This window comes from Tabrizicola sp. T74 (assembly GCF_057219935.1).
This window is the reverse complement of record NZ_JBXVVT010000005.1, coordinates 238,513-251,775: the sequence shown is the minus strand read 5'-3', so window position 1 is coordinate 251,775 and position 13,263 is coordinate 238,513. Positions and strand designations below refer to the sequence as shown.

Genomic DNA, 13,263 nt, shown 5'->3' with positions numbered 1-13,263 from the left:
CACATGTCCATGAACGATCCTCTCGGCGATATGCTGACCCGTATCCGCAACGCCCAGATGCGCGGCAAGTCCACCGTGACGACCCCCGCCTCGACGCTGCGCGCCCGCGTGCTCGACGTGCTCCTCTCGGAAGGCTACATCCGTGGCTACGAGAAGTCGGAGACCGCCAACAAGCAGGGCGAATTCACCATCAGCCTGAAGTACTACGAAGGCGAGCCCGTGATCCGCGAAGTGAAGCGTGTCTCGAAGCCCGGCCGTCGCGTGTACATGGGTGTGAGCGAGCTTCCCTCGGTCCGGAACGGACTGGGTGTCGCCATCGTCTCGACCCCGAAGGGCGTTCTGTCGGATGCAAATGCACGCGCTGCCAATGTCGGCGGCGAAGTGCTTTGCACCGTGTTCTGAGGAGGGTGGAATGTCTCGTATCGGCAAGAAACCCGTCACGCTCGTCAAAGGCACCTCTGCCTCGATCAGCGGCCAGACCATCGAAGTGAAGGGCCCGAAAGGGACCCGCAAGTTCACCGCGGGCGACGACGTCACGCTGACCATCGAGGGCGACACCATCAAGGTGACCCCGCGTGGCCTCAGCAAGCGTGCGCGCCAGCAGTGGGGCATGACCCGCTCGATGATCGACAACCTGGTGACCGGCGTCACCACCGGCTTCAAGTCGGAACTGGAAATCCAGGGCGTGGGTTACCGCGCCGCGATGGCCGGGAACGTGCTGAAACTGTCGCTGGGCTATTCCCACGAAGTGAACTTCGATGTGCCGAAGGGCGTGACCGTGTCCGTCCCGAAGCAGACCGAGATCGTCGTGGAAGGCATCGACCAGCAGCAGGTCGGCCAGGTGGCAGCGAACATCCGCGAATGGCGCGCGCCCGAGCCCTACAAGGGCAAAGGCATCCGCTACAAGGATGAGTACATCTTCCGCAAGGAAGGCAAGAAGAAGTAAGGGTGGCGAAAATGGCAAACAACAAGAGAGAGTTGTTCCTCAAGCGCCGCCTGCGCGTCCGGAACAAGATCAAGGCGACCTCGCATGGTCGTCTGCGGCTGTCGGTGCACCGCTCGTCGAAGAACATCAGCGTCCAGCTGATCGACGACGTGAAGGGTGTGACCATCGCAGCGGCCTCCACGCTGGAGAAAGAGCTCGGCGTGGTCGGCAAGAACAACATCGAGGCTTCGGCCAAGGTGGGCGCGGCGATTGCCGAGCGGGCCAAGAAGGCGGGCGTCGAAGAGTGCTACTTCGACCGCGGCGGCTTCCTGTTCCACGGCAAGATCAAGGCGCTTGCCGATGCAGCCCGCGAAGGCGGTCTGAAGTTCTAACTCAGGCGGGCAGCGCATCCTTTCAGTAGGGTGGGCTGCCCCGATGATCCGGGGGCGCCCCTGCGGCGCCCACCAGGATTGGCTTTAACGGCGCCATGCGCCACCACGAAGGAATTGCCATATGGCAGAACGTGAGAACCGCCGGGAGCGTCGTGACGACCGTCGCGACAATCGTCCGGAAGAAACCCCGGAATTCGCCGACCGTCTGGTCGCGATCAACCGCGTCTCGAAAACCACCAAGGGCGGCAAGAACTTCGGGTTCGCGGCGCTTGTGGTCGTTGGTGACCAGCGCGGGCGCGTCGGCTTTGGCAAGGGCAAGGCCAAGGAAGTCCCCGAGGCGATCCGCAAGGCCACCGAACAGGCCAAGCGCTCGATGATCCGCGTGGCGCTGAAGGACAGCCGCACCCTGCACCACGACATGGAAGGCCGTCATGGCGCCGGAAAAGTCGTGATGCGGACCGCCGTGGCCGGTACCGGCATCATTGCCGGCGGCCCGATGCGCGCCGTGTTCGAAATGCTGGGCGTCCAGGACGTCGTTGCCAAGTCGATCGGCAGCCCGAACCCCTACAACATGATCCGCGCCACCATCGACGGGCTGAAGCACGAAGCCTCGCCCCGTTCGGTCGCGTCGCGTCGTGGCAAGAAGGTCGCCGAAATCCTTCGGAAGCCCGAAGCTGAAACCGTGGAGGCCTGAACATGGCTGCCAAGAAAACCATCGTCGTGAAGCAAGTCCGGTCGGCCGCCCGCCGTCCGGCCGTGCAGACCGCAACGCTGAAGGGCCTCGGCCTGAACAAGCTGAACCGCACCCGCGAGCTGGAGGATACCCCTTCGGTGCGCGGCATGGTGAACTCGATCAGCCACCTGGTCGAGATCATCGAAGAGCGCGGCTAAGCTTCGCCCGGGCGTAGGGTGGGCGATCCGCCCACCGCCCGCTGAACATCAAACGCCCTCGCGGAGACGCGGGGGCGTTTTGCATTCAGGCACTACGAGAGCCCGTGAGTCGCGGCATATCGCTTTGCGAAGTGTTCCGCGTGGTCCTGAATGTCAGAGTGACCCCTTGATGAACCGGCGAAGCCAAACGCCAGGATCGTGCGATAAACGTAGTTTGCGAAGTCGTAGGCGTGGTCCTCTACTAACACCTTTGATCTTGTTCCTGACGTCTCAAACGCACCCAACCTTGGGTCATAAAGTTCGAATGCGTGGGAGGCAGAGCCGTGCGCATACCCGGACAGTATGTAGTGAACGGCCATTGCAGCGTTCGTTGCTGAGAACGGGTCGCCTCCAGATAGCCGGTGATTGGACAGATAGTTTGCGATGTCTCGGCGGCTGACAATGTCGCGTCCCTTGACCTTGGCCTTGGCAGCAAATTGCTCATGCGCAAGCTCTTCGGCAAAAAAAGTGTCCAGGTAGCGCCGAAGAATTCGTGGTTCGTCCGTTTCAGCAGATGCAAAGACGAGAAAGCCGACAGTGTCTGAATTCTCGTCAACTCCACGCAAGACCATACCGCTTTCCTGCACGTAACCGGCCTCGAGCAGAAGGGCGGCGGCACGGACCCCACTGACGCATTTGGCGAGCAAGAGCACGATTGCTTGCTCCGCCCGCTTCTCAACGTATCGAAGACGAAGTCACTGTGGAAGAACGACGATCTTCGGCTGAGGTACCGAGCTGACCAGCTTGGTAAGCCATCGATCCATTATGTCGCAAATCGAGCGAGCTTCTTTCAGGATTTCTGGTGCGCTAGCCATACTTGCCAACTTCTCGAACAAACTTCGATGCGACAATGCTACCCTTCCGCCAGCGACTCAACCTGCCTCGGGAGGGGGCGGGGGGCCGCGCACAGGGAGGACTACGCATGACCACCCACTACGCTGGCGGCTGCCAGCACGTCCATGTCACCGCCACCGCTGAACCCATCGACAACCACGAATGCCATTGCAACGTCTGCAAGGGCGTGACCGGCCAGCACACGACCCATGTCGCCTTCTTCAACCATGGCGACATCCAGGTCGACCATCCGGAACTGATGAACCGGGTCCCCTTCAACAAGGACAACCCGAACGGTCCGCTGGAGATCTGCGTCTGCAAGGCCTGCGGCGCGGCGCTGATGCTGGACGACAAGCAGCACCGCATCCGCGTGGCGGTGCCGAACGTGATGGGCTACGACGACGCCAAGTTCCCCAAGGCCACTTACCATGCCTTCTGGGACGAGACGAAGGGCTACCCGGCCCCCGCCGACGGGCGTCCGGTCTACTCGGGCCTCCAGCCCAGTTTCGTCTGGCCGCAGGGGCACTGACGCGGCGATTTCCATAGGGTTAACACCACCCTAACGGAATCTGGCATCGCGTTGGTTTAAAAGGGAAAAGGCAAGGTTGTCCACCGTGGACAGCCTTGGCCTTGCTTTTCGGGGTGCCGTGCTGTATCGCCCCCCGGTGGCCGATCCTGGCCATGAGAATCAAGAAAAGCCGTGGGTGTCCCGTTTTCGCTTCGGGGGCGCATCCGGCAAGGAGAAGCGACATGAAACTGCATGAACTCGCCGACAACGAAGGCGCGGCGAAGAAGAAAAAGCGCGTGGCGCGCGGCCCGGGTTCGGGCAAGGGCAAGACCGCCGGCCGTGGTATCAAGGGCCAGTCGTCCCGCTCGGGCGTGGCTCTGGGCGGCTACGAAGGCGGCCAGATGCCGCTCTACCGTCGCCTGCCGAAGCGCGGCTTCACCAAGCCGAACAAGCTGCACTTCTCGGTGGTCAACCTCGGGATGATCGAGAAGTTCATCGCAGCAGGCAAGCTGAACGCCAAGGAAGAGATCACCGAAGACGCGCTGGTCGCGGCCGGCGTAACCTCGAACAAGCGCGACGGCATCCGCGTGCTGGCCAAGGGCGAGCTGAAATCCAAGGTCAACCTGACCGTAACCGGCGCCTCGGCCTCGGCCGTGGAAGCGGTGGAAAAGGCCGGCGGCAAGGTCACCCTTCTGGCACCTGTGGCGGCTGCGGCTGAATAACCTTGTGAGCGGCCAAAAGGTCGCTTACATCACTCCAAGTTTTCCCGCGCCGCCGAACCGGAGAACGGTCCGGCGGCGCTTGGCTTGAAAGAGACCTGACATGGCATCTGCTGCCGAACAAATGGCCGCGAACCTCAGCTGGGGCATGCTTGGCAAGGCGACCGACCTGCGCCAACGCATCTTCTTCACGATCGGCCTTCTGATCGTCTACCGCCTGGGCACCTTCATCCCGGTGCCGGGCATCGACGGGGACGCGCTGCGCGAGTTCATGACCGATGCGTCGCAGACCGTGGGCGGCATGCTGAACATGTTCACCGGTGGTGCGCTGGCACGGATGGGGATCTTTGCCCTGGGGATCATGCCCTACATCTCGGCCTCGATTATCGTGCAGCTCTTGGGGACGATGTACGCCCCCTGGCAGCAGCTGAAGAAAGAGGGTGAGCAGGGCCGCAAGAAGCTGAACCAGTACACCCGCTATGGCACTGTCGCGCTGGCCATCCTGCAGGGCTACGGCATCGCCATGTCGATCCAGAGCGGCGGGTTGGCGCACAATCCGGGCGCCTTCTTCGTCGCCTCCTGCGTCATCACTCTGGTCGGTGGCACCATGTTCCTGATGTGGCTGGGTGAGCAGATCACCGCCCGCGGCATCGGCAACGGCATCTCGCTCATCATCTTCGTCGGCATCGTTGCCGAGATTCCTGCCGCTATCGCACAGTTCTTTGCGCAGGGCCGGTCGGGTGCTCTGTCGACCCCGGTGATCCTGGGCATTCTGGTGATGGTCGTTGCGGTCATCACCTTCGTCGTCTTCATGGAACGCGCGCTGCGCAAGATCTCGATCCTATACCCCCGCCGCCAGGTGGGGATGAAGGTCTACGAGGGCGGCTCGTCGCACCTGCCGATCAAGGTCAACCCGGCGGGCGTGATCCCGGCGATCTTCGCCTCGTCGATCCTGCTTTTGCCGACCACGGTCAGTACCTTCTCTGGTGGCTCGACCAACCCGGTCCTGAGCTGGCTTGCTGCGAACCTGGGCTACGGCCAGCCGCTGCACCTGTTGTTCCTGGCGGCGATGATCGTGTTCTTTGCCTACTTCTACACCCTGAACGTGTCGTTCAAGGTCGATGAGGTGGCCGAGAACCTGAAGAACCAGAATGCCTCGGTTCCGGGCATCCGGCCCGGCAAGAAGACCGAAGAGTATCTGGAGTATGTGGTCAATCGCATCCTTGTCCTCGGCTCGGCCTATCTGGCGGCAGTCTGCCTGCTGCCCGAGATCCTGATCGCCGAACTGGGCATTCCGTTCTACTTCGGCGGCACCTCGGTGCTGATCGTGGTGTCGGTGACGATGGACACGATCCAGCAGGTCCAGTCACACCTTCTTGCCCACCAGTACGAGGCGCTGATCGAGAAGTCGCAGTTGCGCGGCAAGAAGAAGACCGGCGCGCCCAAGGCCCCGGCACGGCGCTGATCCCATGAAGAACATCATTCTTCTGGGGCCGCCGGGAGCGGGGAAGGGCACGCAGGCCGCACGGCTGGTCGAGGCCCGGAACATGGTGCAGCTGTCGACCGGCGACATGCTGCGCGCCGCCCGGACCAGCGGCACCGAGATGGGTCGGAAGGTCGCGGCGGTGCTCGATGCCGGCGGGCTGGTGACCGACGAAATCGTCATCGGTCTGATCGAGGAGAAGCTGGCGCAGGATGGCCACGGCGGGTTCATCTTCGACGGCTTCCCGCGCACGCTACGCCAGGCCGATGCGCTTGGCGCCCTGCTGACGCGCATGGGCCTGACGCTGGATGCGGTGATCGAGCTGGTGGTGGACGACAAGGCGCTGGTTGGCCGGATCGTCAAACGGGCCGAAGATGCAAAGGCCGCGGGCCAGCCGGTCCGGAAGGACGACACGCCAGAAGTCTTCCAGGTCCGCCTGCAGGAATACTACAAGAACACGGCGCCCCTGATCGGCTATTACTGGGCCAAGGGCGACCTTCGGCAGATCGACGGCATGGCCGAGATGCAGGCCGTTGCCGATGAGATCGCCAAGGTTCTTGACAAAGCCTGAAAAACCCCGTTCGCGGCCTTGACGGCCCCGGGAAAACCCCATATGGCACGGCGTCCCGCGGTGGAATCGCCTTGCGGGCCTTCCTTATTGGAAGTTCGTATCGCCGGGTTAACACCCCGTGCGGTGTTGTGAAAAAAGGTTCTGGCACTACGGAACCGCAACAGAAGAAGGACGACACGTTTGGCACGTATTGCTGGCGTCAACATTCCGACCGCGAAACGGGTTCCGATCGCGCTCACCTACATCACCGGGATCGGCCCTGCGACCGCCCAGACCATCTGCGAAGCGCTGAAGATCGACACCGCCCGCCGTGTGAACCAGCTGACCGACAGCGAAGTGCTGGCGATCCGCGAATACATCGACGCGAACCTGACCGTCGAAGGCGACCTGCGCCGCGAAGTCACGATGAACATCAAGCGTCTGATGGACCTCGGCTGCTACCGTGGCCTGCGTCACCGCAAGGGCCTGCCGGTCCGCGGCCAGCGCACCCACACCAACGCTCGCACCCGCAAAGGCCCCGCGAAGGCCATTGCCGGCAAGAAGAAATAAGGGGCTGACAGATGGCACGCGATACCAAAGCCGTCCGCGGCAAGAAGAAAGAACGCAAGAACATCGCCGCTGGCGTGGCGCATGTGAACTCGTCGTTCAACAACACCAAGATCCTGATCTCGGACGTGCAGGGCAACGCGATCTCGTGGTCGTCCTCGGGCACCATGGGCTTCAAGGGTTCGCGAAAGTCGACCCCCTACGCCGCCCAGATGGCTGCCGAAGACGCAGGCCGCAAGGCGCAGGAACACGGCGTCCGCACGCTGGAGGTTGAAGTGCAGGGCCCGGGTTCGGGCCGTGAATCGGCGCTGCGCGCCCTGGCGGCCGTGGGCTTCCAGATCACCTCGATCCGCGACGTGACCCCGCTTGCGCACAACGGCTGCCGTCCGCCGAAGCGCCGCCGCGTCTAAGGTACTGATTTTGACCGGGTCGCGGGGGCGTTCCCTCGCGGCCCGGTTTTCGTCGTTTACGATCCTCGGGCGTCCGCCTGCTTTCGGACATCGGCAGCGGACAAGAATAGGGGCTTCAGAATGATCCACAAGAACTGGCAGGAACTCATCAAGCCGACGCAGCTGGTCGTGAAGCCGGGGGCAGATGCCGCCCGCGTGGCGACCGTCATCGCCGAACCGCTGGAGCGCGGCTTTGGTCTGACGCTGGGCAACGCGCTGCGTCGCGTGCTGATGTCTTCGCTGCAGGGGGGCGCGATCACCAGCGTCCAGATCGACAACGTGCTGCACGAGTTCTCGTCGGTCGCAGGCGTCCGTGAGGACGTGACCGACATCGTCCTGAACCTGAAGGGCGTCAGCCTGAAGATGGAAGTCGAGGGGCCGAAGCGCCTGTCGATCTCGGCCAAGGGGCCGGGCGTCGTGACCGCTGGCGACATCTCGGAATCGAACGGCATCGAGGTCCTGAACAAGGATCACGTGATCTGCCACCTGGACGACGGCGCCGACGTGTTCATGGAGCTGACGGTCAACACCGGCAAGGGCTATGTCTCGGCCGACAAGAACCGCCCCGAGGATGCCCCGATCGGCCTGATCCCGATCGACGCGATCTATTCGCCGGTGAAGAAGGTTTCGTACGAAGTCACCCCCACCCGTGAGGGCCAGGTGCTGGACTACGACAAGCTGACGATGAAGATCGAGACCGACGGCAGCCTGACGCCGGATGACGCGGTGGCCTATGCCGCGCGCATCCTGCAGGACCAGCTGTCGATCTTCGTGAACTTCGAAGAGCCGGAATCGGCCAAGGTCGGCGAGATCGACTCGGGCCTGGAGTTCAACCCGCTGCTGCTGAAGAAGGTGGACGAGCTGGAGCTTTCGGTCCGTTCGGCCAACTGCCTGAAGAACGACAACATCGTCTACATCGGCGACCTGATCCAGAAGACCGAAGCCGAGATGCTCCGCACCCCGAACTTCGGCCGCAAGTCGCTGAACGAGATCAAGGAAGTGCTTTCGGGCATGGGCCTGCATCTTGGCATGGACGTCGAAAGCTGGCCGCCAGAGAACATCGAGGACCTGGCCAAGCGCTTCGAGGACCAGTTCTGACATCGGAAGGGCGCGGCTTGATCCGCGCCCGACCTTCTACCCGGGCAATCCCGCCCCAACGACGCTGTCTGCACGCACGGGCAGCAACACAAAGCAAAAGAGACGTTAGGAGACCATCATGCGTCACGCCCGCGGCTATCGCCGCCTGAACCGTACCCACGAACACCGCAAGGCGCTGTTCGCCAACATGGCCGGCTCGCTGATCGAGCACGAGCAGATCAAGACCACCCTGCCGAAGGCCAAGGAACTGCGTCCGATCATCGAGAAGCTGGTGACGCTGGCCAAGCGCGGCGACCTGCACGCCCGTCGTCAGGCGGCTGCTCAGCTGAAGCAGGACCAGTATGTCGAGCGTCTGTTTGCCATTCTTGGGCCGCGCTACAAGGACCGTCAGGGCGGCTATGTCCGGATCCTGAAAGCCGGCTTCCGCTATGGCGACATGGCCCCGATGGCGATCATTGAATTCGTCGACCGCGACACCTCGGCCAAGGGCGCCGCCGACCGCGCCCGCACGGAAGCCGCCGAAGCCTAAGGCTTTCCTTCCGTTAACCTTTACGCTTGGCCCGCCATGATTGGCGGGCCTTCGGCATTCTGGGACGGGGACATTCCCTCATTTGGCCCAAATGTCGCCGCGTACAGCCAGCAAGGTACTGGCATGCCTTGATGAATACACTTAAGGTTGAAGCCGAGCTTGTGGGGATTCAAGCGCTGATGTCGCAGAGTAAGAAGTTGAGTGAACTGTACGAAGAGTTGAACCAACTGGCGCCCGAGGGGTATGCCGTTGGTCTGCACATCCGGTTTGCCAGTCCCCTGATCTACCACAGCCGCTATCCCGCCGACTGGGTGGAGTACTACAATTCCCATTCCTACTACCTTCGCGACCCGGTCATTTTCTGGGGCATCGGCACCGCAGGTACTCGTCGCTGGAGCGAGATTCCGCTGCCGGATCCGTTTGAGCTGCTGAAGAAGGCCGCTACTTACGGCATGAAATATGGGGCTGTGTCGTCTTACGGCCCGATTACCTCGCGATCCATGGCCGGCATCACCAGGTCGGACCGCGAGTTTACGGATTCAGAGATGGAGATTCTCGCCGATATCACCGCGCGCCTGCATATCGCTGCGAAGCCGCCCTCTGAACTTACCAAAGCGCAAATAGAAGCGCTGCAATGTATCGCGAATGGGGACCGTCACACAGCTGCAGCTGCAAAGCTCGGGATATCGGAAAGCGCCTTCAAGGCAAGACTGAATTCGGCGCGAATCAGGCTTGAGGCACGGACCGCGACCGAGGCGTTGAAAAAGGCGCGAGAATACCGGCTGCTGTAGTTTTGTGACGTTTCCCTCTGACTGTCCTGTGATCAAGCAGAAGGAGACGGAAATGGAAGTAACAACTTTATCGTACGACAACCTGCACAATCATGGCGAGTTGTTCGCGAACATGTTCCGGGCGCGGCATCGGGCGTTCATCCAGCACAACAAGTGGGACCTGCCGCAGTCGAATGGAATGGAATTCGACCAGTACGACACCCCCGCAAGCCGCTGGGTTGCCGTGCATGAGAATGGCGAGGTCCTGGCGGGAATCCGGCTGACGCCGACGACCCACAAGTGCGGCATCTACACCTACATGATCCGCGACGCGCAGCGCGGGCTGCTTGAATCGATCCCGTCCAATCTTCTGAACTTCGAAGCGCCGGTATCGGACACCATCTGGGAAAGCAGCCGGGTCTTCGTGTCCGAAACGGTGCCTGCCGCCCTGCGCTTGCGCGTTCAGCTGCAGTTGCGCCAGGAGATGGTCAATGCCGCCCGCGAGCTTGGTGCGACTTCGGTTCTGGGGCTTATTCCCGAAGCGTCGCGCCGTATCGGACGCCGGGTCGGGCTGGAATGCGAACCGGTCGGGCCGATCATGAACTTCGACGGTCTGGATTGCGTCTGCGTCATGATCAACATGGCACCCAAGATGCATTGAACGACCAGCGCTGGATGCTTCGTGAAGGGCAACGAATATATGGATTCATGTGGGCAACACGCTATAGTTGTGGGGCCTTTGGTGGTGTGTTGAGTGAGAATGAGTAACAGATCAAGTATCGACATAGAGCTTGGAAACGTAGGGCGCTTGGCGAATGCAGGATACTTCATCGGCCTGCACATCCGCTTTACCTCGCCCTTGCTGACGTTTCAGACCTACGATCAACGGTGGATCGATCATTACACCGAAAATGGTTACGTCCTGCGGGACCCGATGACGGCTTGGGGGTTCTCGCGGACAGGCTGGATCAGATGGAGCGATCCGGCCCTGCTTGATCCCTTTGGTCTTTTCAAGGAAGCTGCTGGATATGGGCTGAACTATGGCGCCACAGTCGCCTTCGGTCCGATCAAGTCGCGCACTATTGCAAGTTTCGCCCGGGAGGACCGGGAGTTTCGGGACGAAGAGATCGTCAAGCTTGAACGGGCGGTTCAGCGCCTGCATCAGCTGAGCGAACCGCCCGAAGCCTTGACCGAGGCCCAGATCGAGGCCTTGAGATGCATTGCAGGGGGCGACCGGATTGCTGCGGCGGCAGAAAAGCTGGGAATCTCTGAAAGCGCGCTGAAAGCGAGGATCAGTTCTGCCCGTGACCGGTTGATGGCGCGGACAACGGCCGAAGCGATCCAGCGCGCGAAAGACAGTCGCCTGATCTGACGGCGTCTCCTGCAAGGTTTCGACTTAACCCCCCAACTGCAGGAGACACCAATGCAGACCACCACGCTCTCTTTTGCCAACATGCACAACCATGGCGAGCTTTTCGCCAACATGCTGCGCGCCAGGCGCGAGCTGTTCATCGTCCACAACAAGTGGAACCTGCCCGAGGCGATGGGCATGGAATATGACCAGTACGACACTCCGGCCAGCCGCTGGGTGGTGGTGCATGACGAGACTGGCAAGGTGCTTGCGGGCAACCGCCTCACCCCGACCACGCATGGCTGCGGCATCTACAGCTACATGATCCGCGACGCGCAGCGGGGCCTTCTGGAGACGATCCCGGCGAACCTGCTCTATGATCCCGCGCCGATGGAGACGCATATCTGGGAAAGCTCGCGTCTCTTCGTGGCGCATGACACGCCGGCTGCCATCCGCCGCCGCGTCCATGCCCAGCTGATCGCACAACTGGGCGACACCGTGCGCAGCCTTGGGGCGACGCATTGCCTGACGCTTCTGGCGGCAACCTGGCCGCGCTGGGCTGACCGGGTGGGCGTGAAGATGCGGGCGATGGGGCCGGTTCTGGTGATCGACGGCATCGAGAACCAGGTGGTCGAGATGGACTTCTCGGGCACGCGTCACTGACCTGACAGCGGAGGGCGACCCGGTACGTTCCGGGTTGCCCCGCGCCATGTCGTGGATAGACTGACGCCGAACCGCTGCCGAGGCCAGAGAATGCGTCGACTGCTGCTTGTGCTTGTGCTGGCTCAGGGTCTGGGCCTGATGGTTGGTGCCGAGACTGTGGTTCCGCGCAGTGAGGCAGAGATCAGCCTGTCCTTCGCGCCGGTGGTGCAAAGCGCTGCACCGGCCGTGGTCAACATCTATGCCCAGCAGCTGGTGCGGGACCGGACCAATCCCTTTGCGGGCGATCCGTTCTTTGACCAGTTCTTTCAGGGGTTTGAAGGCCCTGCCAGGGTGCAGAATTCGCTTGGCTCGGGGGTGGTTGTTTCGCAAGACGGTCTGGTGGTGACGAACTATCATGTCGTCAACGATGCGACCGACATCCGGGTGGTCCTGGCCGACCGCCGCGAATATGCCGCCCAGGTCCTGTTGGTCGACCCCCAAAGCGACCTTGCCGTGCTGAAACTGGACGCGGCTGAGCCGCTTCCCTACCTTGGCCTCGGGGACAGCGATGCGCTGCAGGTCGGAGATCTGGTGCTGGCGATCGGCAATCCCTTTGGCGTGGGGCAGACCGTGAGTTCCGGGATCGTGTCCGGGCTGGCTCGGTCGGCTCTGCAGGTCGGCGACGGGACCGGCTATTTCGTGCAGACGGACGCGCCGATCAATCCGGGCAACTCGGGCGGGGCGCTGGTGGACCTACAGGGGCAACTGGTCGGCATCAACACGGCAATCCTGACCCGGGGCGGCGGGTCGAACGGGATCGGCTTTGCGGTGCCGTCGAACCTGGTTGCAGCGGTGGTCAAGCAGGCGAAGGCGGGAAAGGACCGCTTTGTCCGACCCTGGGCTGGGCTGATGGCGCAAGAGGTGGACGGTGCGCTGGCGGAAGCCATGGGAATGGAGCGTCCGCAGGGCGTGACCATCACCGCGATCCACCCGCAAAGCCCCTTTGCTGCCGCAGGCATGACGGGGGGCGATGTGGTTCTGTCGCTGGGTGGCGCCGGGATCAACACGCCGCAGGAATTCGTGTATCGGCTGTCGGTGCTGGGGGATGGCGTTCAGACGGTGACCTACGTCCGGGACGGATCTGAAGTCGATGCCGAGGTTGTGCTGGGCCCTGCGCCGGACACGCCGGATCGCGAGGCCCTCTTCGTGACCGAGGACGTGGTCCTGCGCGGCGCCTTGCTGGCGCGGATCAACCCTGCGGTGATCAGCGAATTGCACCTGCCCTTGAACGCCAACGGGGTCGCAGTGCTGGAAACCGGTGACCTGGCCTATGACATCGGCCTGCAGGCAGGCGACGTCGTGGTGGCGATCAACGGCATAGCGGTTACAACGCCGTCCGAGGCCCTGACGCTGGTGCGGCAAATGGCGCGGCGCTGGCGGATCGACCTGATCCGGCGCGGCGAGCCGGTCAGCTTGCGCTTCCGGCTTTAGTCGCGCAGCTTCGCCCGCTAGGATG

Annotated in this window: 19 protein-coding genes; 18 read left to right on the top strand and 1 reads right to left on the bottom strand. The window is 62.4% G+C overall.

Annotated features, from left to right (window positions below):
• Window positions 1-3: 3 nt before the first annotated feature.
• From rpsH to rpmD, 5 genes are all read left to right on the top strand, one after another.
• Window positions 4-402 carry a 30S ribosomal protein S8 gene (gene rpsH, locus AC2EAL_RS16100; RefSeq protein ID WP_137110195.1) on the top strand — a complete coding sequence of 133 codons (399 nt, stop codon included), beginning with the start codon at window positions 4-6 and terminating at the stop codon, window positions 400-402.
• 10 nt (window positions 403-412) lie between these two features.
• A complete protein-coding gene (gene rplF / locus AC2EAL_RS16095) occupies window positions 413-946 on the top strand; it encodes a 50S ribosomal protein L6 (protein ID WP_484725251.1) in 534 nt (177 codons plus the stop codon).
• 11 nt (window positions 947-957) lie between these two features.
• Window positions 958-1,317 carry a 50S ribosomal protein L18 gene (gene rplR, locus AC2EAL_RS16090; RefSeq protein WP_484725250.1) on the top strand — a complete coding sequence of 120 codons (360 nt, stop codon included), beginning with the start codon at window positions 958-960 and terminating at the stop codon, window positions 1,315-1,317.
• A 121-nt stretch (window positions 1,318-1,438) separates the two neighbouring features.
• Window positions 1,439-2,011 carry a 30S ribosomal protein S5 gene (gene rpsE, locus AC2EAL_RS16085; RefSeq protein WP_484725249.1) on the top strand — a complete coding sequence of 191 codons (573 nt, stop codon included), beginning with the start codon at window positions 1,439-1,441 and terminating at the stop codon, window positions 2,009-2,011.
• A gap of 2 nt (window positions 2,012-2,013) precedes the next feature.
• Entirely contained in the window at window positions 2,014-2,208 is a 195-nt protein-coding gene (rpmD, locus tag AC2EAL_RS16080; protein WP_484725248.1) for a 50S ribosomal protein L30, read from the top strand.
• Window positions 2,209-2,300: 92 nt separating this feature from the next.
• Here rpmD and AC2EAL_RS16075 read toward each other — a convergent pair whose 3' ends face one another.
• On the bottom strand, window positions 2,301-2,900 hold the full coding sequence (locus AC2EAL_RS16075) for a hypothetical protein (protein WP_484725247.1): 600 nt from the start codon (window positions 2,898-2,900) through the stop codon (window positions 2,301-2,303).
• Between the two features lie 269 nt (window positions 2,901-3,169).
• Here AC2EAL_RS16075 and AC2EAL_RS16070 point away from each other — a divergent pair, with 269 nt between their 5' ends.
• The 13 genes from AC2EAL_RS16070 to AC2EAL_RS16010 all read left to right on the top strand — a co-directional run bounded on the left by AC2EAL_RS16070 (window position 3,170) and on the right by AC2EAL_RS16010 (window position 13,238).
• The gene (locus AC2EAL_RS16070; RefSeq protein ID WP_484725246.1) at window positions 3,170-3,610 is read left to right on the top strand and encodes a GFA family protein; all 441 of its coding nucleotides are present in this window, start codon (window positions 3,170-3,172) and stop codon (window positions 3,608-3,610) included.
• 221 nt (window positions 3,611-3,831) lie between these two features.
• Window positions 3,832-4,311 carry a 50S ribosomal protein L15 gene (rplO, locus tag AC2EAL_RS16065; RefSeq protein WP_484725245.1) on the top strand — a complete coding sequence of 160 codons (480 nt, stop codon included), beginning with the start codon at window positions 3,832-3,834 and terminating at the stop codon, window positions 4,309-4,311.
• A 100-nt stretch (window positions 4,312-4,411) separates the two neighbouring features.
• The gene (gene secY, locus AC2EAL_RS16060) at window positions 4,412-5,773 is read left to right on the top strand and encodes a preprotein translocase subunit SecY (RefSeq protein ID WP_484725244.1); all 1,362 of its coding nucleotides are present in this window, start codon (window positions 4,412-4,414) and stop codon (window positions 5,771-5,773) included.
• A 4-nt stretch (window positions 5,774-5,777) separates the two neighbouring features.
• A complete protein-coding gene (locus tag AC2EAL_RS16055; protein ID WP_484725243.1) occupies window positions 5,778-6,362 on the top strand; it encodes an adenylate kinase in 585 nt (194 codons plus the stop codon).
• A gap of 180 nt (window positions 6,363-6,542) precedes the next feature.
• Complete coding sequence (rpsM, locus tag AC2EAL_RS16050; RefSeq protein WP_484725242.1) at window positions 6,543-6,911, top strand: 30S ribosomal protein S13; 369 nt, start codon at window positions 6,543-6,545, stop codon at window positions 6,909-6,911.
• Window positions 6,912-6,922: 11 nt separating this feature from the next.
• Window positions 6,923-7,318 carry a 30S ribosomal protein S11 gene (rpsK, locus tag AC2EAL_RS16045; RefSeq protein WP_149589297.1) on the top strand — a complete coding sequence of 132 codons (396 nt, stop codon included), beginning with the start codon at window positions 6,923-6,925 and terminating at the stop codon, window positions 7,316-7,318.
• A 120-nt stretch (window positions 7,319-7,438) separates the two neighbouring features.
• Complete coding sequence (locus tag AC2EAL_RS16040; protein WP_295077039.1) at window positions 7,439-8,455, top strand: DNA-directed RNA polymerase subunit alpha; 1,017 nt, start codon at window positions 7,439-7,441, stop codon at window positions 8,453-8,455.
• Between the two features lie 118 nt (window positions 8,456-8,573).
• Window positions 8,574-8,984 (top strand): 50S ribosomal protein L17, encoded by a 411-nt coding sequence (gene rplQ / locus AC2EAL_RS16035; protein ID WP_484725241.1) that lies wholly within the window; start codon window positions 8,574-8,576, stop codon window positions 8,982-8,984.
• A 131-nt stretch (window positions 8,985-9,115) separates the two neighbouring features.
• Window positions 9,116-9,775 carry a helix-turn-helix transcriptional regulator gene (locus AC2EAL_RS16030; RefSeq protein ID WP_484725240.1) on the top strand — a complete coding sequence of 220 codons (660 nt, stop codon included), beginning with the start codon at window positions 9,116-9,118 and terminating at the stop codon, window positions 9,773-9,775.
• Window positions 9,776-9,827: 52 nt separating this feature from the next.
• Window positions 9,828-10,415 carry an acyl-homoserine-lactone synthase gene (locus tag AC2EAL_RS16025; RefSeq protein WP_484725239.1) on the top strand — a complete coding sequence of 196 codons (588 nt, stop codon included), beginning with the start codon at window positions 9,828-9,830 and terminating at the stop codon, window positions 10,413-10,415.
• Window positions 10,416-10,514: 99 nt separating this feature from the next.
• The gene (locus AC2EAL_RS16020; protein ID WP_484725238.1) at window positions 10,515-11,126 is read left to right on the top strand and encodes an autoinducer binding domain-containing protein; all 612 of its coding nucleotides are present in this window, start codon (window positions 10,515-10,517) and stop codon (window positions 11,124-11,126) included.
• A 51-nt stretch (window positions 11,127-11,177) separates the two neighbouring features.
• Window positions 11,178-11,768, top strand: coding sequence for an acyl-homoserine-lactone synthase (locus AC2EAL_RS16015; RefSeq protein WP_484725237.1), 591 nt, complete (start codon window positions 11,178-11,180; stop codon window positions 11,766-11,768).
• Window positions 11,769-11,858: 90 nt separating this feature from the next.
• Window positions 11,859-13,238: a trypsin-like peptidase domain-containing protein gene (locus tag AC2EAL_RS16010; RefSeq protein ID WP_484725236.1), complete on the top strand. Its 1,380-nt coding sequence runs from the start codon at window positions 11,859-11,861 to the stop codon at window positions 13,236-13,238.
• Window positions 13,239-13,263: the final 25 nt, after the last annotated feature.